The sequence below is a fragment of the Haemophilus sp. HMSC071C11 genome (genome assembly GCF_001837655.1).
Taxonomy (GTDB): Bacteria; Pseudomonadota; Gammaproteobacteria; order Enterobacterales; family Pasteurellaceae; genus Haemophilus; species Haemophilus influenzae.
This window is the reverse complement of the sequence record NZ_KV833406.1, coordinates 66,258-87,462: the sequence shown is the minus strand read 5'-3', so window position 1 is coordinate 87,462 and position 21,205 is coordinate 66,258. Positions and strand designations below refer to the sequence as shown.

Genomic DNA, 21,205 nt, shown 5'->3' with positions numbered 1-21,205 from the left:
GCCAATTTCTGGGCAAGTAAAGCAGTGGAAGAACAGGCTAAAGCGAAGAAATCTGAACCACTAAAAGAAGAAAGTGCGGTGAAAAGTGACCGCACTTCTAAGCCGAAATCCGTGAAACTTTCTTATAAAGAACAACGAGAGCTAGAACAACTTCCACAACTATTGGAAGAGTTGGAAACTAAAATCACCGTACTTCAAGCTGAAATAGCCGATCCAGCATTTTTCCAACAGGCTCACGATATTACCGACGCTAAATTAAAAGCATTGGCGGATACTGAAGCCGAATTAGAAACAGCATTTTTACGCTGGGAAGAATTGGAAGAAAAGAAAAATTTGACTGACGGTAAAGCTTAAAAAATAACGCCCGAAAGGGCGTTTTTATTTAGAGGAAATATTGCACAGAATCAGATTTTAATTCTTTGCTAATAGATCAATTATTTTGCTGCTTTTAATTCTTGATAATATTGTTCATAGAATTGAATTGCATCGCCAACGTCATCTTGCCAGTGACTATTTTTTAATATATCAGCTGACGGATAAATCGCTGGATCTTCAGTGATTTCTTTTGGTAATGCTTTTTTCGCTTCAATATTTGAGGTTGGGTAACCGATAGCTAAGGTTAATTTTTCAGCTGTTTTTTTCCCTAACATGTAGTTAATCAGCTTGTGTGCGCCTTCAGGATTTTTAGCTGTTGCAGGAATTGCAAGAGTATCAACCCAAAGTACAGGACCCTCTTTTGGGAATACCATATTTAAAGGTGCTTTTTCTTTTTTAGCAATACGTACCGAACCATTCCATAATTGACCCACTTCCACTTCGCCTGAGATGAACGAGTTAGCTGGGTTATCGGAATTGAAAGAAAGTACATTTGGACGTAATTTCAATAATTCTTCATAGGCTTGTTTGATAATGGCTGGATCTTGAGTATTTGGATCTTGACCAATTTTCAATAAAGCGATGTTGAATACTTCACGCGCATCGTCTAATAATTGAACTTTGTTTGCAAATTCAGGTTTCCATAAGTCTGCCCAAGAAGTGAATTCTTCGCCTTTGTAAGTGTTGGTATTGAATGCGATACCCGGCGCACCTAAAAGTTGCGGAAGAGAGTATTTGTTACCTTTATCATAAGGTTTATTGAGCCAATCAGGATCTAATTCTTTAAGAACAGGTAATTTGCTGTGATCAAGTTCTTTTAACATTCCTTCGCGTGCCATTTTAGAAACGAAGTAGTTAGAAGGTGCGATAACATCATAGCCACCAGACTCGCCTTGAGTTTTGAGTTTAGCGTACATTGTTTCGTTTGATTCTAGGCTTGAAACGATAACTTTGATGCCAGTTTCTTTAGTAAACTCATCTAAAAGACCATCTGGTACATATTCAGTCCAAGTGTAGAGATACACAGTGTCATTAGCAGCAGCCGTAGCTTTTGCAGTTTCTTGCTTAGCATCTTTATCGTTGCAAGCGGTTAAAGTTGCAGCTACGAAGCTGGCAGTAATTAAACCTGCAAATTTTTTCATTTTTGTTTGTTCTCCTGTTAAAGAGTCGTAAAAAAACCACCTGCCGAATGACAGGCATAAAAAAACGCCTTGATTGTGCGTCAAGGCGTATTCTATTTTAAATTCAAAGGTTTGTGAAACCTTTTGTTAATTAATGGTTATTTTTTCGTGTAATTAGCTGGCTTAAAACGACAAGAGCTAATGAAAGCACGATCATAATCGTTGCTAAAGCATTAACTTCAGGTGTTACACCAGTTTTCACTAGAGAGAATATTCTCAATGGTAAGATTTCATAACTTACACCGCTGACAAATGATGAAACCACAACATCATCTAATGAAATAGTGAAACTTAATAACCAACCAGATACAACTGCAGGTAATGCTAAAGGAAGGATAATTTTACGTAAAATAGTCACTTCGCTTGCACCTAAGTCTTTCGCCGCTTCTAACATTCTGGAATCAAAGCCATTTAAGCGAGAGAAGATAGTTACGGTCACATACGGTAAACAGAAAGTTACGTGGGCAAGTAGTAAAGACCAGAAGCCCAATGAAATACCCACAACCATAAATAATGCAAGTAAAGATACTGCCATTACAATATCTGGAGACATCATAACGATAAATAGCATACCGCTTACTGCTTGTTTACCGCGGAATCGATAGCGATAAAGTGCGATTGCAGTTAATCCACCTACAATAGTAGCTAGGGTAGCCGCAAAAAATGCAATAGTTACCGAATGAATCGCAGCTTGTATTAAGGTGTCGTTATTAAATAAACGCTCGTACCAGTTCCAGCTAAAACCTTTCCAACTCAAACCATAACGATCTTTGTTAAAGGAATTAGTGACTAAAATAATAATTGGGATATACAAATAAGCGTATACCACAAACATAAATGCATTACGTAGTAAACGACTCATTATTCTAACTCCACTTTCTTATTCAATAGTTTATTCGCGCGGTAGTACACGAAAATCAACAATGCCATTAGAACAGTTAAACCAATACTGACTGCAGAACCAAATGGCCAGTTACGAGAAATTAAGAATTCGCTCTTAATTACGTTACCAACAAGCAAGACTTTTGCTCCACCGAGTAGGTCTGCTACATAAAACATTCCCATTGCTGGCAATAATACCAATAAACAACCTGCGATAATACCAGGCATAGTCAATGGTAAAATCACTCGGAAGAAACGTTGGAACGTATTTGCTCCTAAATCTCGTGCTGCTTCTAATAAACGATTATCTAGTTTTTCAATGGCAGAGTAGAGTGGCAAAATCATAAATGGCAATAGTAAATAAACTAAGCCAATGATTACCGCAATTTCGGTATTCAAAATACGAATTGGCGCACTCAAAATTCCCATATCAATTAACATCGTGTTAAGTATGCCTTTCACGCCAAGAAACACTTTCATTCCATAAATACGAATTAACGAGTTTGTCCAAAATGGTAAAACCACAAGGAACAATAAGAGCGGTCGATATTTAGGATGAATTTTACTCATCATAAAAGCAAATGGATAACCTATTAGTAAGCAAATAATGGTGGCGATGCCCGACATAGACAATGAATTCCACACAACTTGTGCATAAAGCGGATTAAACAAGTTTGTATAGTTTTCAATAGTAATTGGGAATGCATAAAAGTTGCTACCATCTCGAGTCAGAAAACTTACGGCAAGTACCAATAAGTTTGGAATCAGCACAAAGAAGATTAGCCAACTGAAGATAATCGCAACAGTAATTTTCTGGAATTTATTATTGATTATCTTCATCGTTGAGTACAACCTCCCAGCCTTCGTGCCATGTGATACCTACGCGTTGTCCTATGCTATGATCCATATGTGGATCATCTTCATTAAAGAATTCACTTACAAGGACACGCATTCCGTTATGATCAAACTCTACCGTTGATTCTAATGTCATTCCTTTATAAGTGCGGTCAATAATATGACCGATAATTGCTTTAGAATGTTCATTTTCATCTAATTCTTCAATCACAATATCTTCAGGGCGAAGGAGTACTTGAAGTTTTTGATCTTTTTCCACAGGCATATCCGTATAAATATCACAAATACGCCCTTCAACATTTGCCAGTACAACTTGTTCTGATTTTCGTTCAATCACAGTGGCTTCAAATACGTTAATTTCGCCAATGAAACGAGCAACGAATAAGTTAGCTGGATCTTCATAGATTTCACGTGGAGAACCATCCTGTGCGATTTTACCTTTACGCAATAATACAATACGATCAGACATTGTAATCGCTTCTTCTTGATCGTGGGTGACGAAAATAAAGGTAATGCCAAGCTGACGTTGTAACATTTTGAGTTCTTGTTGCATTTGTTTACGCAATTTGTAATCCAATGCAGATAAAGACTCATCAAGTAACAACACTTTTGGTTTATTTACTACGGCACGAGCGATGGCAATACGTTGTTGTTGTCCGCCAGAAAGTTGAGTTGGCTTACGATCCGACATTTCTTCTAGCTGTACCATACGCAAGGCTTCTAAAACACGCGGTTTAATTTCCTCGTTTGGTACTTTTTGCATACGCAAACCAAAAGCCACGTTCTCAAAAATTGTCATATGTGGAAATAGCGCATAGCTTTGGAATACCGTATTAATATGACGTTTTTCCGCTGGCACATTGGTGATATCTTCACCATCTAAAATAATGCTACCTGAATCCAATTCTTCTAAGCCTGCTAGTAAGCGTAAAACTGTGGTCTTACCACAGCCTGAGGGGCCAAGAATAGTGACAAACTCACCGTTATTAATTGTAAGATTGAAATCGTTAATAATGGTGTTAGAACCATAGGATTTTTTGATTGAACGAAGCTCAATAATAGGCTTGTTTTGAAGCTGATTTTCCACTAGCTTTGGTTTTCTCCCTAATTTCACCAATGATTTGGTACTGAGTAGAAATAAAACCTGCAAGACTGCAGGGGCGACATATAAAAATAGACGCCTATGATATAGTGAATTGTTAATAATGAAAAGGACTTAATGCCTTAGAAAGTAAAAAACTGCCGTTCATAAAAATAACGAGAAATTTAACCGCACTTTCGATGAATTTTACTTCGTTAATTTTATAAATATTGTTATATATCAAGATGTTTTCTATTTTTCTCGTTAAACTAAAAAAGATATTTTTAAAAGGAGCGAGAATATGATTTCTCAAATAGATAAAACAGAACTTTTAGAACGATTTTTACATTATGTGTCTTTTCACACCCAATCAAAACCTCATGCGAAGCATTCCCCCAGCTCAGTCGGGCAAATGAAGTTAGCCATGCAGTTACAAAAAGAATTAATCCAACTTGGTTTGGAGAATGTTGAAGTAAGTAAATATGCAGTGGTAACAGCATTTTTACCCGCTAATGATCCTAACTTAACGAAAACCATTGGTTTAGTTGCGCATCTTGATACATCTCCACAATGTAGTGGTAAAAATGTACGCCCAGAAGTGATAGAAGAATATCGTGGCGGAGATATTGCATTAGGTATTGGCGAGGAATTTATTAGCCCTGTTTATTATTCTTTTATGCAAAAATTAGTCGGACAAACGCTTATTGTTACTGATGGAACCACTTTGCTTGGGGCTGACAATAAAGCGGGAATTGCAGAAATTATGACCGCACTTTCCATTCTTCAAAAAGAGAATATTCCCCATTGCAATATTCGTGTTGCTTTTACGCCTGATGAAGAAATTGGTTTGGGAATCCATTATTTCCCAATGGAAAAGTTTTCCTGTGATTGGGCATATACCATTGATGGGGGAGAAGTAGGGGAATTAGAATACGAAAACTTTAATGCTGCAACGGCAAAAGTGCGGTTTTTCGGGCGAAATATTCACACAGGTTATGCAAAAGGAAAAATGCTGAATGCACTGACTTTAGCTTGTGAATTTCAGCAAGTTTTTCCTGTTGATGAAGTACCAGAAAAAACCGATGGGAAAGCGGGCTTTTATCATTTAGAAGATTTTTCTGGCGATATTGAGCAAGTAGAGCTTACCTATTTGATTCGTGATTTTGACGAACAGAATTTCGCACAAAGAAAAGCTTTTATTAAAAATCAGGTGGAAAAATTTAATGCTAAAAAAGGTTTGAAAAAGCCTATAGAGTTAGAAATTCAAGATAGCTACCAAAATATGTATGATGTGGTAAAAAACGTTCCTCAATCAATTGAACTTGCTGATCGCGCAATGAAAGCGGTGGGAATTAAACCAAATCATAAGCCGATTCGAGGCGGTACAGATGGGGCATTTTTAGCCTCTAAAGGTTTAGCATGCCCAAATATTTTTACTGGCGGCTATAATTTCCATAGTAAACACGAGTTGGTTTCTTTACAAGGCATGGAAAATACTGTCCAAGTAATTATCGAAATGCTGAAATGTAAAGATTTGTAAAGAAATGTAAAGATTTTTATTGCTATTCTTTAGATTACTCAATATAATGGTGGCGTTTTATCGAGATTTCTTTGATGAAGCTAAACTTTAGAGATTTTATTCATAAATTCCTTTTTAATGCCCCTAATTATTTAGGGGCTTTTTTTATCTAATTGGACAAGAAATAATAAAATAGTTAATAATCACAATTTTTAACGCTCTACAATATTTATTTCTATAGATTTATTTACTGATTTAAAAAAACGTTAAATTTAGTGGCTAAATTGACTAAATTAGTTTAAAGAGATCGCTGTAAATAATAGGTATAAGAGTTTCCTTTATTCAGACTGAATTTGACATTCCTATTCTAAATAGGAAACTCTTACTTTTGAGGTAATTTGCTAGATCAAATTTGATCTTAGACAAATTAAATTAATCTAACTTTATTGAGTTAGATTAATTGCAGGTTAGTTTTCGTTAGCGTTGAAATTTATTCATTAATTATGGCAAGTTTGGCACGCTGCTTGGAACATCCATACTAATTTTTCTTGTTCTTTAATATAGTCACTCATTTGTGATGCAGTACCTTCATCATTAGCGTTATTTGCAAAAGCAAGAATTTCACGTTGTTGATCTAGTAATGTTTTTAGACCTTGTAATGTGCCTGATAAACATTCTTGTGCCTCACTTACTGCAATATCTTCTTTAATTCGAGATATTTTTAAGTATTGGCTGTAAGCATTATTTGGTGTGTAACCTAAAGTTAAAATACGTTCAGCCACCTCATCTACTCTAGCAACTAAATTAGTATAAATTTCTTCAAATTTTGCGTGTAATGCAAAGAAGTTTACGCCTTTAATGTTCCAGTGGTAGCCCCGTACATTAGTATAGAAAACTTGGTAGGTTGCAAGTAATTCGTTAAGTTTATCGGCTAATTCTGCTGATTGAACTTTATCTAGTCCGATTGATGTTTTTGACATAATAATTTCCTTTTTCTAGTTGAATAATTGAGCTAATGCCCTCCCTTTGATATGGGTATTATACGTTTCTATAATTTGAAGTGAAATTGTTCTATTCAATATAATTGATAGTCTTAGCCTTATTTGTTAAGAAATTGTAATAAATAGAAGCTATCAAATAAGTGATCAAGATCACAGTTTTAATGAATATTTAATCAAACTATCGCGGCTAACAATAAATTTTGATTTAATAAGTACAGTGATAATTTTTAATATTTTTTCTAAGGATATGTTATGCAAGAACTTATTAAGCGCACCTTGCCACAAGATGATGCACTTAATCAAGCTATTGTGAATGAACTTCGTTCACAAAATTGGGCTGGTTTTTTAAATTATTCCCAAGTGCAGCAGCTTTGTCATAATTTTGAACTTACCCCACTAAAATTGGCTATGCACTTGTTGCCACTTGCTGCAAGTTATAGTCATACTGCTATTTCTCATTTTAATGTGGGGGCAATTGCTATTGGCGAACAAGGGGATTTTTATTTCGGCGCGAATCAAGAATTTGCTAATTCAGCCATTCAGCAAACGATTCACGCGGAACAAAGTGCAATTTCTCACGCTTGGTTGCGTAATGAACGCCGTATTTCAGATATGGTGGTCAATTACACGCCGTGCGGACATTGTCGTCAATTTATGAATGAATTGCACGGTGCTGAAAAAATTTCAATTCATTTGCCGCATAGCCAAAATAATCCATTACATTCTTATTTACCAGATGCGTTTGGACCAAAAGATCTTGATATTGCAGCGCATCTTTTGGCGGAAGAAAATCATGATTTAGTTGCTGATCATCAAGATGATTTGGTTAATCAAGCTATTTTAGCGGCAAATCAATCTCATTGTCCTTATTCAAATAGTCCGCACGGCATTGCGATTTTATTTAAAAATGGTGATGTGGTGACAGGACGTTATGCAGAAAACGCCGCATTTAATCCGAGTTTGCCAGCGTTGCAAACCGCACTTAATTTTGCGTATTTAAATGATAAAAAATTGAGTGATATTGAACGAATAGTGATGGCTGAAAAAGCATTAAAATTGAGCCATAAAACGATGGCTGAAACCTTATTATCCACATTAACTTCAGTAAAATTAGAGTATTATTCTTTGTAAATATGAAATGCGAGTAAAATAAAAAAGGAATAATTCCCTTTTTTATTTGTTCGCTAAAATTACCGCTCTTTTCGGTGCTTGATAACCTTCAATGGTTTTACTGTGATCATTTGGATCTAAAAAATCAATCAGGCTTTCATTTTCCAACCAATCAGTTTTACGCTGTTCTTCTAATGTAGTTGTCGCTACATCAACACAACGTACGTTGGTAAAGCCAACTTTTTCTAGCCAGTTGATTAGTGCGGCGACAGAGGGGATAAAATAAACATTTTTCATTTTCGCATAGCGATCTATCGGTACGAGTACAGTATTTACATCGCCATCCACCACTAACGTTTCTAATACCAATTCGCCACCTTTTACCAATTGATTTTTCAATTGGCTTAAATGATCTAATGGGGATTTACGATGATAGAGTACGCCCATTGAAAATACAGTGTCAAATGCCGCTAATGGTTGCATTTGCTCAATACCTAGCGGGATAAGATTTGCTCGACGATCATTATTAAGCAGTTTGCGTACAGCTTCAAATTGGCAAAGGAAAAGCTCGGTAGGATCAATCCCGACCACCATTTTTGCGCCTTCGCCTACCATTCTCCACATATGATAACCGCTGCCACAACCCACGTCTAAAATAGTGCGACCTTGCAGGGGAGCTAAATGAGGAAGAACACGATCCCATTTAAAATCTGAACGCCATTCACAATCTACATGAATGCCGAAAAGATGATAAGGCCCTTTTCGCCACGGCATTAATTGTTTTAAATGATGGATAATTCGTTGTTTTTCACCTTCTGAAAGGGGAAAAGTGCGGTCAGATTTCACCGCACTTTTTAGATCGATTTCATCAGCATGTAAATCAGGCAAAAAATCAACAATTTTGCTCCATTTCGCATAATCGCCATGAGTTTGAGTTTCCCATTCTTTCAATTGGAGTGGTAAGGTTTCTAACCAGTCCGATAAATTTGTAGTAGCAATTTGTTGATAAAAAGGGCGAAAGTCGATCATTTTGCTTCCTTATAAGCCTTTTCTGCTTTATCAAAGGTATTAAGAATATCTTGTTCTGGTTTATTGGAAAGTAATGAAATAACAATAATTGCAAGGCTGGCGAAAGCAAAGCCTGGGATCATTTCATATACTTTAAACCAATCAGTATCCGCTGGAACAACTTCTTTCCATGCAAATACTGTCACTGCACCTACAAGCATACCCGCCATTGCACCCGATGATGTCATTCGTTTCCAGAAAAGAGAGAAAAGTACAACTGGGCCAAATGCACTACCAAATCCCGCCCAAGCGAATTCTACAAGTTTTAATACTTTACTGTTTTCATCTTGTGCGATCCAGATAGCAAGTGCGGCAATAACTAACACCATAATTCTGCCAAGCCATACGAGCTCTTTTTCAGATGCGTTAGGGCGAATAAAACCTTTATAGAAATCTTCTGTGATTGAGCTTGAAGAAATTAATAATTGCGCACTTAATGTACTCATTACAGCGGCTAAAATAGCGGAAAGTAATATGCCCGCGATCCAAGGATTAAATAAAAGTTTAGCTAATTCAATAAATACTTGCTCTGGTTCATTATTGACTGTGCCTGCAATAGCTGGATTGGCAAAGAAATACGGAATAGCGAATAAGCCAATGCCAATTGCGCCTGCTAAGCAAAGCACCATCCAACCCATACTAATACGGCGTGCTTTGATAAGTGATTTGACAGAATCCGCAGCCATAAAGCGTGCTAAAATATGCGGTTGCCCGAAATAGCCTAATCCCCAAGCCGCAAGACTTAATAAACCAAGTGGTGTGGTAGAAGTAAATAAATCCGTGAAATCTTTATTTACGGCAGCCTCAGCTTGTTCTAGTACTGCGGAAAATTGAGCGGTATCGGCGAAACTCAATAACACAAAAACAGGGGTTAAAATTAATGCAAAAATCATTAATGTGGCTTGAATGGTATCTGTCCAGCTTACCGCAAGGAAACCTCCGATGAACGTGTAAGCAATGGTTGCCGCTGCGCCGTACCAAAGTGCGGTGGAATATTCCACAGAAAATATATTTTGGAATAATTTTGCGCCAGCCACGACACCAGAAGCACAATAAATAGTAAAAAACACTAAAATAATAGTGGCAGAAACAAGTTTTAATAATTTGTGTGATGAACCAAAACGATTGTGAAAATATTCTGGGAGAGTGAGCGCATTATTATTTAATTCTGTATAAACACGCAAACGACCAGCCACTAAAAGCCAGTTAAAATAAGCCCCGATAGTTAAACCAATAGCAATCCAGCCTTCAACTAAGCCTGATAAATATACCGCACCAGGTAAGCCCATTAAAAGCCAACCAGACATATCTGACGCACCTGCAGACATTGCAGTAACAAAACTGCCTAAACGACGTCCACCGAGAATGTAATCTGATAAATTATTCGTGTAATAATAGGCGAGTACGCCAATCAGCAACATCCCGAAAATATAAATAGTAAAAGTAATAAGACTTGGGTCGAATCCAAACATTATATAAGTCCAAAATGGGTTAAAAATTTCAGAAAGGGTGCATTTTACCTTATTTCGGGCTATTATTCTATTTAGACTAAATATTTGATGAAATTTAAGAAATTAGGAATATAAAATGGATGCTGTCGAGTTATTGATGAACGTAACGCCTAACGAAACACGCATTGCGCTAGTAGAAACAGGAATGTTGCGCGAAGTGCATATTGAACGCCAAGCTAAACGAGGAATTGTCGGAAACATTTATAAAGGTCGTGTCACTCGAGTGTTACCAGGAATGCAGTCGGCTTTTGTTGATATTGGTTTGGAAAAAGCGGCTTTTTTACACGCTGCGGACATTGTATCCCATACAGAATGTGTAGATGAAAATGAACAAAAGCAATTTAAAGTTAAGAGCATTTCAGAATTAGTACGAGAAGGGCAGGATATTGTTGTACAAGTGGTGAAAGAGCCGCTAGGTACAAAAGGTGCACGTTTAACAACGGATATCACATTGCCATCGCGTCATCTTGTTTTTATGCCTGAAAATAGCCACGTAGGCGTTTCACAACGCATTGAAAGCGAAGAAGAACGCGCCCGTTTAAAAGCATTAGTTGAACCTTTTTGTGATGAACTCGGCGGTTTTATTATTCGTACCGCCACAGAAGGGGCAAGCGAAGAAGAATTACGTCAAGACGCTGAATTTTTAAAACGCTTATGGCGTAAAGTTTTAGAACGTAAATCTAAGTACCCAACCAAATCAAAAATTTACGGCGAGCCAGCACTTCCACAACGTATTTTGCGCGATTTTATCGGCACAAACTTAGAAAAAATTCGTATCGACTCTAAACTTTGCTTTGGCGAAGTAAAAGAGTTTACCGATGAATTTATGCCTGAATTAAGCGATAAACTTGTTCTTTATTCTGGCAATCAACCTATCTTTGATGTGTACGGGGTTGAAAATGCGATCCAAACAGCCTTAGATAAACGTGTTAATCTCAAATCGGGCGGCTATTTAATTATCGAGCAAACAGAAGCCATGACCACCATTGATATTAATACAGGCGCATTTGTGGGGCATCGTAATCTAGAAGAAACCATCTTCAATACCAATATTGAAGCAACTAAAGCCATTGCGCAGCAACTCCAACTACGTAATCTTGGTGGCATAATCATTATTGATTTTATTGATATGCAAACAGATGAACATCGCAATCGAGTATTGCAATCTTTATGTGATGCGCTTTCTAAAGATCGTATGAAAACTAATGTGAATGGCTTTACGCAATTAGGCCTTGTAGAAATGACTCGTAAAAGAACCCGCGAAAGCCTTGAACACGTGCTATGCGATGAATGTCCAACTTGTCATGGACGTGGTCGGGTGAAAACTGTTGAGACAGTTTGCTACGAAATTATGCGTGAAATTATTCGGGTGTATCATTTATTCAGTAGTGAACAATTTGTTGTTTATGCCTCGCCAGCAGTTTCAGAATATCTTATTAATGAAGAATCTCACGGTTTACTGCCAGAAGTGGAAATGTTTATTGGAAAACGAGTAAAAGTAAAAACAGAACAGTTTTATAACCAAGAACAGTTTGATGTGGTTGTAATGTAAACTCTATTTCAATAAAGTGCGGTAAAAATTTTTGAGACTTTCACCGCACTTTTTATTTATAAAAACAATATTTCCTTTATATTTTATCTATATGACGTAAAATTAGGCAGCTTTAGTTGATACGCCTCCCTCCACTACATCACATTAAAAAGCGGTATCGCCGTGAATGCAGGCAAAAACAGCAAAATTTCCTATCAAATGGGGGCTGGCTGGGTTTGGTAAGCTAAACTGCCAAAAAACTTACCGCACTTTTTGCATTTATACATCGCCACGATAATTTCGTGGCGGTTTTTTATGGCAAGTTTTTACAATCTTTTATTTAAATCCAGTATTTCTATGGCAAGAACAAGAGATGAACCTTTATTTTCCCTTAGATTTGTATAGAATAGCCAAACATTTTTTTATTTTAACGAGAGAAAATGATGACAGAGACATCTTTGGGTGCTGAAAATACTCGCACTCACAATTTTATTACCCAAATTATTGATGAAGATTTAGCTTCGGGTAAACATAAAAGCGTTCATACCCGTTTTCCGCCAGAGCCGAATGGCTATTTGCATATTGGTCACGCCAAATCGATTTGCTTAAACTTTGGCTTAGCAAAAGAATATCAAGGTTTATGTAACCTACGTTTTGATGACACCAATCCAGTGAAAGAAGATGTGGAATATGTAGATTCCATTAAAGCCGATGTGGAATGGTTAGGCTTTAAATGGGAAGGCGAACCGCGTTATGCGTCTGATTACTTCGATGCACTTTATAGCTATGCCATTGAATTAATTAAAAAAGGCTTGGCTTATGTGGATGAACTTTCGCCAGATGAAATGCGTGAATATCGTGGCACATTAACTGAAGCAGGTAAAAACAGCCCATATCGTGACCGCACTATTGAAGAAAACTTAGCTTTATTTGAAAAAATGAAAAATGGCGAATTTGCCGAGGGTAAAGCAAGTTTACGCGCAAAAATTGATATGGCATCGCCATTTATGGTCATGCGTGATCCTGTAATTTATCGCATTAAATTTGCCAGCCATCATCAAACAGGCGAAAAATGGTGCATTTATCCAATGTACGATTTTACTCACTGTATCTCTGATGCCATTGAGCGTATTACTCACTCGATCTGTACATTAGAATTCCAAGATAACCGTCGTTTATATGACTGGGTGTTGGAAAATATTAGTATTGAACGTCCATTACCGCATCAATATGAATTCTCACGTTTAAATTTAGAAGGCACATTGACGTCTAAACGTAAGTTATTGAAATTAGTAAACGACGGCATTGTAGATGGTTGGAATGATCCTCGTATGCCAACCATTTCAGGTTTACGCCGTCGTGGTTATACATCTGCTTCGTTACGTGAATTCTGCCGTCGTATTGGTGTGACGAAACAAGATAACGTGGTGGAATATTCTGCACTTGAAGCCTGCATTCGTGAGGATTTGAACGAAAACGCACCACGCGCAATGGCAGTGATTGATCCTGTTCGTGTGGTAATTGAAAACTTTGAAGGCGTGGAAGTTTTAACTGCCCCAAATCATCCAAATCGTCCAGAATTAGGCGAGCGTCAATTGCCGTTTACTAAAGAGCTTTATATTGATCGAGCAGACTTCCGTGAAGAAGCAAACAAACAATATAAACGCTTAGTGTTAGGCAAAGAAGTGCGTTTACGTAACGCTTATGTGATTAAAGCTGAACGTGTCGAAAAAGATGCAAATGGTGAAATCACCACGATTTTCTGTACTTATGATCCTGAAACCTTAGGTAAAAATCCAGCAGATGGTCGCAAAGTAAAAGGGGTTATTCACTGGGTTTCTGCTACGCATAATCATCCAGCTGAGTTCCGTTTGTATGATCGCTTATTTACCGTGCCAAATCCAGGGGCTGAAGATGATATTGAAAGCGTATTAAATCCAAATTCTTTAGTGATAAAACAAGGTTTTGTAGAGCAAAGCTTGGCTGCGGCAGAAGCAGAGAAAGGTTATCAATTTGAACGTGAAGGTTATTTCTGTGCGGATAGTAAAGATAGCCGTCCTGAACATTTGGTATTTAACTTAACAGTAAGCTTAAAAGAAGGCTTCTAATTTTAATTAACCAAGTGCGGTCAAAATAAATGTGATTTTGACCGCACTTTTTATTTGTATCAACTATGCAATCCAATATGCAACTTGAACCCAATTTCTGGCAAACAAAATCCCTGCTTGAAATGACTGAATCTGAATGGGAAGCCTTATGTGATGGCTGCGGCAAATGCTGTTATCGCAAATATATTCAAGGGCGAAGTAAACGCCAAAAACTCTATTACACCCGAATTGCTTGTAATCTTTTAGATGTGGAAACAGGAAAGTGCGGTAATTATTCAGAGCGTTTTAACATTGAAACCGATTGCACCAAACTCACCAAAAAGAATTTACCTGATTTTCATTGGCTGCCTGATACTTGCGCCTATCGTTTGCTTTATGAAGGAAAAACACTACCTGAATGGCATCCGCTTATTTCTGGCTCTCCCCATTCTGTAAAAAATGCGGATATTTTGATTAAAAATGGTATCCACGAACGCGATGTGATTGATTGGTTTGAATTTATTATTGACGAAGATCACACTTTTAAATAAAGCCAGTTGTCATCAATTTCAGCTTAGCTATAATCCCTAACAATAGTTATACAGTTGTCATGTGGTGTCTATGCAAATCTCGGATTCTCTCAAACAAAAAGCAGAAAAATGCGGTATCGCGCTTTCTCACTATGATATTGATGGGCATCTTATTTTTGCGGATGAAAAGACGGTTTTAACTTTTGTTGAGCTTTTGCAGCCTCCGCCAAAAGCGAAAGGACAGTTTGACGATGTACTGGCTGCATTTGAAAATGAACCGATTGATTATCGACTCAATCGTCTAGATCTCCCACCATCTGCGGAATATCGTTATCAGCTGATTGATGAATCTAATGCTATTCTGTTAGAAAAAATACTTTCAAATTTATCCGCACTTTCTTTGCCTCCACTTCCTTTTGGCTATTATCAATTATCTATTTTTTCTGACACTGAACAGTATCGCGTTCGTTTACTTATTTCTCCTAAAACAGCTTTTCAACCATCCGTATTAAAAAATAAAAAAGTGTGGGGCGTGAATGTGCAACTTTACAGTTTACGCTCAGAACAAAACTGGGGGATTGGCGATTTTGGCGATTTGGCTGCTTTGATTGAACAAAGTGCAAAACAAGGGGCGGATTATGTGGGAATTAATCCATTACATTTGCCATATCCTGCTGTGCCAAATTGGGCTAGTCCTTATAGTTCATCCTCTCGTCGTTGGTTGAATTTCTTATATTTGGACATTCCTGATTTACCCGAATTTAAGCGTTGCCGTTCAGTACAAAATTGGTTTAAGCGTGAGGATATTAAAGCAAAAATTGCTGCTTTACGTGAAAGTGATTGCGTCGATTATTCTTCAATTTTGGCTTTAAAATTAACCGCACTTGAGTCCCTGTTTTATTTCTTTCAGCGTAGTCAATCCGTTGAAATTGTGACACGTCGAAAAATCTTTGCTGATTATTTAAAAAGCAAAGGGGAACCTTTGTTGTTACAGGGCTTATTTAATGTCTTGGATTTACAAGAACACGCTGACCATCAAGCAGAAGAAAATACCATTGGTTGGCTTGGCTGGCGTAAGGAATGGCAGCATTTAAGTGCGGCAAAAAGAAAAGCCCTATTAAAAATACACCATGAGCAAATCCAATTTTTTGCTTGGTTGCAATGGCTTACAGAAGAACAACTTTCCGCATTACAAAATCTTTGTAAACAGTCTGGCATGAAGTTGGGTATTTATGGCGATTTAGCCGTAAATAGTTCTCGTGGCAGTGCTGATGTATGGAGCGATCCTGATTTATATTGTGTAAATGCCTCTATTGGTGCGCCACCTGATCCGTTAGGCCCAGTCGGGCAAAATTGGAATTTGCCACCTTATAATCCAACAGTGCTAAAAGCACGTGGCTTTACACCATTTATCGATATGCTACGTGCCAATATGCAATATTTCGGTGTGCTACGCATCGATCATGTTATGGGCTTATTCCGTTTGTGGTGGATTCCAAAAGGAAAAACCGCGGCTGACGGTGCTTATGTGCATTATCCTTTTGATGAATTAATGGCGATTCTTGCCATTGAAAGTGTACGCAATGAATGTTTGATTATTGGTGAAGATCTCGGCACTGTGCCTGATGAAGTGCGGTGGAAATTAAACGAGTTTCAAATTTTCTCTTATTTTGTATTGTATTTTGCCCAACGAAATGGCGAATTTCCTCGTATATCTGATTATCCTCGAAATGCTTATGCCACTATTGGTACACATGATGTTCCCTCATTACAAAGTTTTTGGCATTGCCGTGATTTAGAATTATTTAATCAACTCGGTATTCTGAATGGGGAAGTGCTCAAGCAAAAATATGATCAACGTGTTATGGATAAACAAGCCTTATTAAATAGTTTACATCGTGATAATTATTTACCGCCGCATTATGAAGGTGATGCACTTTCTATGGCGATGCACGATTATTTAAATCGAATGATCCATTATTATTTAGCGGAAAGTAACAGCCGATTGATTGGTGTGCAATTAGAAAATTTACTTAGCCAAGAAATCAGTTCTAATTTACCGGGCACCTCAAATGAATACCCAAACTGGTGCAAGAAACTTGCTCAACCGTTAGCGTTTATTTTTAGCAATGAAGCTTTAAAAACGTTCTTTGTGCAAATTAACCAAGGGCGAAATGTATAAGGAGTAAATATGACAACCGCAGTAACACAAGCAACTATTGATGGTTTTTTTGATGCGAGCAATGGTGATCCTTTTGCTACGCTTGGTATGCACGAAACCGAGCAAGGAATTGAAATCCGTACGTTATTGCCAGATGCCAATCGAATGGTGGTGATTGAGCGTGAAAGTGGTAAAGAAATAACGGAACTGGATTGTGTCGATGAGCGTGGATTTTTTGTTGGTGTTATTCCAAATTGTCGTCAATTTTTTGCTTATCAATTACAGGTTTTTTGGGGTAATGAAGCACAAATTATCGAAGATCCTTATCGTTTTCATCCAATGATTGACGATTTAGAACAATGGCTACTTTCTGAAGGATCTATGCTTCGCCCATATGAAGTGCTTGGTGCACATTTTATGGAATGTGATGGTGTGAGCGGGGTGAATTTCCGCTTGTGGGCACCTAATGCAAGACGAGTTTCTATTGTAGGCGATTTCAACTATTGGGATGGTCGCCGCCACCCGATGCGTTTCCACCCGAAAAGCGGTGTGTGGGAATTATTCCTGCCGAAAGCCAGCCTTGGTCAGCTCTATAAATTTGAATTGATTGATTGCTATGGCAATCTTCGTTTGAAAGCGGATCCTTATGCCTTTAGTTCGCAACTTCGCCCTGATACAGCTTCACAAATTAGTGCATTACCAAATGTGGTGGAAATGACGGAACAACGTCGTCAAGCAAATCAAGCAAATCAACCGATTTCTATTTATGAAGTGCATTTAGGATCTTGGCGTCGTAATTTAGAAAACAATTTTTGGCTAGATTACGATCAAATTGCTGATGAATTAATTCCTTATGTAAAAGAGATGGGCTTTACCCATATAGAATTTTTACCGCTTTCTGAATTTCCGTTTGATGGTTCTTGGGGCTATCAACCACTTGGGCTTTATTCGCCAACCAGTCGTTTTGGCTCACCTGAGGCATTTCGCCGTTTAGTAAAACGTGCTCACGAAGCAGGCATCAACGTGATTTTAGATTGGGTGCCAGGGCATTTCCCAAGTGATACCCATGGTTTAGTCGCATTTGATGGCACAGCCTTGTATGAACATGAAGACCCTCGCGAAGGCTATCATCAAGATTGGAATACCTTGATTTATAACTATGGACGCAACGAAGTGAAAAATTTCCTGTCCAGCAATGCCCTTTACTGGCTTGAACGCTTTGGCGTAGATGGTATTCGCATGGATGCTGTGGCTTCAATGATCTACCGCGATTACAGCCGTGCGGAGGGCGAGTGGATTCCAAACCAATACGGCGGACGTGAAAATTTAGAAGCCATTGAGTTTTTAAAACACACCAACTGGAAAATTCACAGCGAAATGGCGGGAGCAATTTCTATTGCGGAGGAATCTACCTCTTTTGCAGGCGTAACCCACCCAAGCGAAGACGGCGGCTTGGGCTTCAATTTCAAATGGAATATGGGCTGGATGAACGATACACTGGCTTATATGAAGCTTGACCCCATTTACCGCCAATATCATCACAACAAAATGACCTTTGGAATGGTATATCAATACAGCGAAAATTTTGTTCTACCACTTTCTCACGATGAAGTGGTTCACGGTAAATATTCACTTCTTGGCAAGATGCCAGGCGATACGTGGCAAAAATTCGCTAACTTGCGTGCATATTACGGTTATATGTGGGGCTACCCAGGCAAAAAATTGCTCTTTATGGGGAATGAATTTGCCCAAGGTCGTGAGTGGAATTATGAAGAAAGTTTGGACTGGTTCTTGCTTGATGAAAATATTGGCGGAGGTTGGCACAAAGGCGTATTGAAGCTGGTTAAAGACCTCAATCAAATTTATCAAAAAAATCGACCGCTCTTTGAGCTCGACAACTCCCCAGAGGGTTTCGATTGGCTTGTCGTTGATGATGCGGCAAATTCTGTGTTCGCCTTTGAACGTCGCAGTTCAAACGGAGAACGTATTATTGTCGTCAGTAACTTTACCCCTGTGCCTCGCCACAATTACCGCATCGGCGTGAATGTTGCAGGAAAATACGAAGAAATTTTAAATACCGATTCGATGTATTACGAAGGTTCAAACGTGGGCAATTTTGGTTGTGTCGCAAGTGAAAAAATCGAAAGCCACGGACGAGAAAATTCGATTTCAGTGTCCATTCCGCCGTTAGCAACAGTTTATTTGAGATTGAAGGCGAAATAATCCGAATAGATAAATTGTAGGGGCGAATTACATTCGCCCTGATAAACCACCGATGTTTTTGGGCAAATGTCATTTGCCCCTACAAAAGCGATAAAAATATGTTCAAAATCTACAACAACGGCAATCCTATTCCAATGGGATACTCACAAGCGGTCGAAAACAACGTGCAAATTACCAATTTCGCCCTGTTTTCCGCTGCGGCAATAGGCGTAGAAGTTTGCCTTTTTGACGAACAAAATCAAGAAACACGCTTGCCGATGGTGCGTACTGAAAATGTGTGGCATTTGGCGGTAACTGGCGTGAAAACTGGTACGGAATATGGATTTCGTATTCACGGCGAATTTGCCAACCCGAATAAATTAATGCTCGATCCCTATGCGAAAGCCGTAAATGGTAAACCTGATTTAAGTAGCGAAGAAAGTTGTTCTTGGTTCTTGCTTTCGGATAATCGCGACAACGCGCATCTTGCCCCAAGAGCGGTTGTGATTTCGGAAGATTTTAATTGGGAAAATGATACTTTACCCAATACGCCTTGGGCTGAAACCATTGTGTATGAATTACACGTTAAAGGGTTTAGCCAGTTAAACGAGAAAATCCCTGCGGCGTTGCGTGGTACTTATACTGGATTAGCACATCCTGTGAATTTGGCGTATTTGAAAGAATTAGGCGTAACTGCGGTGGAGTTGCTGCCTGTAAATTTCCATATAAATGAACCGCACTTACAGGCACGAGGCTTACAAAATTATTGGGGATACAATCCCTTAGCGATGTTTGCGGTGGAACCTAAATATGCGGCAACAAATAATCCATTAGCTGAATTTAAAGCGATGGTAAAGGCGTTTCACAATGAGGGTATTGAAGTTATCTTAGATGTGGTGTTTAACCATTCTGCAGAATCAGAGCAAACTTACCCAACATTCTGCCAGCGTGGTATTGATGATCAAACTTACTATTGGCGCAACGATCAAGGGCGTTATATCAATTGGACAGGCTGCGGCAATATGCTCAATTTATCCTCTGATGTAGGGCGAAAGTGGGTGGTGGATTGCCTGCGTTATTGGGTGGAGCAATGCCACATTGATGGTTTCCGTTTTGATTTAGCCTCCGTGCTTGGTCGTGATACACCAGATTTTAATTCGTCAGCTCAGCTTTTTACTGACATAAAAAATGAGCCAAGTTTACAAAATATTAAATTGATTGCCGAGCCTTGGGATATTGGACATTACGGTTATCAAGTCGGCAATTTCCCAAGTTATTTTGCCGAATGGAACGACCGATTCCGTGATGATCTCTGCCGTTTCTGGCTATGGAAAAGTGGCGAAATCGGTGCATTTGCAGAACGTTTTGCAGGCTCTATCGATTTATTTAAGAAAAATGACCGCTTGCCACATACTACACTTAATTTTATTACCGCTCACGATGGTTTTACGCTTAAAGATTTAGTGAGTTACAACCAAAAACATAATGAAGCGAACGGCGAAGAAAATCACGACGGCAGAAACGAAAATTACAGTTACAACCACGGAGTAGAAGGTTCTACAGAATCCCTTTCTGAACCGCAAAAAAGTGCGGTGGAAAATAACCGCACTTTTGCACAAAGTGGATTATTAATGAGTTTATTGCTGGCGAATGGCGCACCTATGCTTTTGGCGGGCGATGAGTTCGGCAACACTCAATATGGTAACAATAATGCTTATTGCCAAGATAACGAGATTACTTGGCTGAAATGGGCAAATTTTAACGAAGAATTATTTGAACTGACCAAGCAAACGATCGCACTCCGCAAAAGAATGGGCAGTTTAAACCAAGATCAATGGTGGTCGGATGAGAATGTGCAATGGCTTAACATTGCAGGCGAACCGATGACAGTTGAAGATTGGCAAAATCAACAAACCAAAGCATTACAGGTGGTTTTAGACAATCGTTGGCTTTTGTTGATTAATGCCAAAGCCGAAGGTCAGGTGTTTCACTTGCCTAATGGGAAATGGAAGCCCCAAATCGGCACACATAATGTAACCCTTGAAGAACAAGCCGAACTTAGTTCAATGGGCTTTTGTATGCTGAATGACGAATAACAATAAGACTATGGA

15 protein-coding genes and 1 pseudogene are annotated in these 21,205 nt (G+C 38.4%); 9 read left to right on the top strand and 7 right to left on the bottom strand.

Features of this window, described 5'->3' with window-relative positions; translation table 11 throughout:
- Positions 1–354: pseudogene (locus HMPREF2644_RS03530) on the top strand (ABC transporter ATP-binding protein); the annotation flags it as partial.
- A gap of 80 nt (positions 355–434) precedes the next feature.
- On the opposite strand, the gene HMPREF2644_RS03525 reads toward HMPREF2644_RS03530, so the two are convergent.
- The 4 genes from HMPREF2644_RS03525 to potA all read right to left on the bottom strand — a co-directional run bounded on the left by HMPREF2644_RS03525 (position 435) and on the right by potA (position 4,380).
- Positions 435–1,517 (bottom strand): extracellular solute-binding protein, encoded by a 1,083-nt coding sequence (locus HMPREF2644_RS03525; protein ID WP_044364263.1) that lies wholly within the window; start codon positions 1,515–1,517, stop codon positions 435–437.
- 130 nt (positions 1,518–1,647) lie between these two features.
- On the bottom strand, positions 1,648–2,418 hold the full coding sequence (gene potC / locus HMPREF2644_RS03520; protein WP_005650699.1) for a spermidine/putrescine ABC transporter permease PotC: 771 nt from the start codon (positions 2,416–2,418) through the stop codon (positions 1,648–1,650).
- Entirely contained in the window at positions 2,418–3,278 is an 861-nt protein-coding gene (gene potB / locus HMPREF2644_RS03515) for a spermidine/putrescine ABC transporter permease PotB (protein ID WP_005650698.1), read from the bottom strand. Before potB ends, potC begins: the two co-directional genes overlap by 1 nt.
- Entirely contained in the window at positions 3,262–4,380 is a 1,119-nt protein-coding gene (gene potA, locus HMPREF2644_RS03510) for a spermidine/putrescine ABC transporter ATP-binding protein PotA (protein ID WP_070828238.1), read from the bottom strand. Before potA ends, potB begins: the two co-directional genes overlap by 17 nt.
- A gap of 295 nt (positions 4,381–4,675) precedes the next feature.
- On the opposite strand from potA, the gene pepT reads away from it, so the two are divergent.
- Entirely contained in the window at positions 4,676–5,914 is a 1,239-nt protein-coding gene (gene pepT / locus HMPREF2644_RS03505; protein ID WP_038439878.1) for a peptidase T, read from the top strand.
- 476 nt (positions 5,915–6,390) lie between these two features.
- On the opposite strand, the gene HMPREF2644_RS03500 is transcribed toward pepT, so the two are convergent.
- Positions 6,391–6,873 (bottom strand): Dps family protein, encoded by a 483-nt coding sequence (locus tag HMPREF2644_RS03500; RefSeq protein ID WP_005650692.1) that lies wholly within the window; start codon positions 6,871–6,873, stop codon positions 6,391–6,393.
- A 273-nt stretch (positions 6,874–7,146) separates the two neighbouring features.
- Here HMPREF2644_RS03500 and cdd point away from each other — a divergent pair, with 273 nt between their 5' ends.
- Positions 7,147–8,025, top strand: coding sequence for a cytidine deaminase (gene cdd / locus HMPREF2644_RS03495; protein ID WP_032823532.1), 879 nt, complete (start codon positions 7,147–7,149; stop codon positions 8,023–8,025).
- A 42-nt stretch (positions 8,026–8,067) separates the two neighbouring features.
- Here cdd and cmoB read toward each other — a convergent pair whose 3' ends face one another.
- Together cmoB and putP are read right to left on the bottom strand one after the other, a co-directional pair.
- A complete protein-coding gene (gene cmoB / locus HMPREF2644_RS03490; RefSeq protein ID WP_032823531.1) occupies positions 8,068–9,033 on the bottom strand; it encodes a tRNA 5-methoxyuridine(34)/uridine 5-oxyacetic acid(34) synthase CmoB in 966 nt (321 codons plus the stop codon).
- Complete coding sequence (gene putP / locus HMPREF2644_RS03485) at positions 9,030–10,544, bottom strand: sodium/proline symporter PutP (protein WP_070828237.1); 1,515 nt, start codon at positions 10,542–10,544, stop codon at positions 9,030–9,032. The genes cmoB and putP overlap by 4 nt, the downstream gene beginning before the upstream one ends.
- Positions 10,545–10,659: 115 nt before the next feature.
- Here putP and rng point away from each other — a divergent pair, with 115 nt between their 5' ends.
- From rng to glgX, 6 genes are all read left to right on the top strand, one after another.
- Positions 10,660–12,135, top strand: coding sequence for a ribonuclease G (rng, locus tag HMPREF2644_RS03480; protein ID WP_005694007.1), 1,476 nt, complete (start codon positions 10,660–10,662; stop codon positions 12,133–12,135).
- 419 nt (positions 12,136–12,554) lie between these two features.
- Positions 12,555–14,222: a glutamine--tRNA ligase gene (glnS, locus tag HMPREF2644_RS03475; RefSeq protein ID WP_038441120.1), complete on the top strand. Its 1,668-nt coding sequence runs from the start codon at positions 12,555–12,557 to the stop codon at positions 14,220–14,222.
- A 77-nt stretch (positions 14,223–14,299) separates the two neighbouring features.
- Positions 14,300–14,752: a YcgN family cysteine cluster protein gene (locus tag HMPREF2644_RS03470; protein WP_005656793.1), complete on the top strand. Its 453-nt coding sequence runs from the start codon at positions 14,300–14,302 to the stop codon at positions 14,750–14,752.
- Positions 14,753–14,822: 70 nt separating this feature from the next.
- Positions 14,823–16,913, top strand: coding sequence for a 4-alpha-glucanotransferase (gene malQ / locus HMPREF2644_RS03465; RefSeq protein ID WP_038441122.1), 2,091 nt, complete (start codon positions 14,823–14,825; stop codon positions 16,911–16,913).
- A 9-nt stretch (positions 16,914–16,922) separates the two neighbouring features.
- The gene (gene glgB, locus HMPREF2644_RS03460; protein ID WP_011272644.1) at positions 16,923–19,115 is read left to right on the top strand and encodes a 1,4-alpha-glucan branching protein GlgB; all 2,193 of its coding nucleotides are present in this window, start codon (positions 16,923–16,925) and stop codon (positions 19,113–19,115) included.
- Between the two features lie 98 nt (positions 19,116–19,213).
- Entirely contained in the window at positions 19,214–21,190 is a 1,977-nt protein-coding gene (glgX, locus tag HMPREF2644_RS03455; protein ID WP_070828236.1) for a glycogen debranching protein GlgX, read from the top strand.
- Positions 21,191–21,205: the final 15 nt, after the last annotated feature.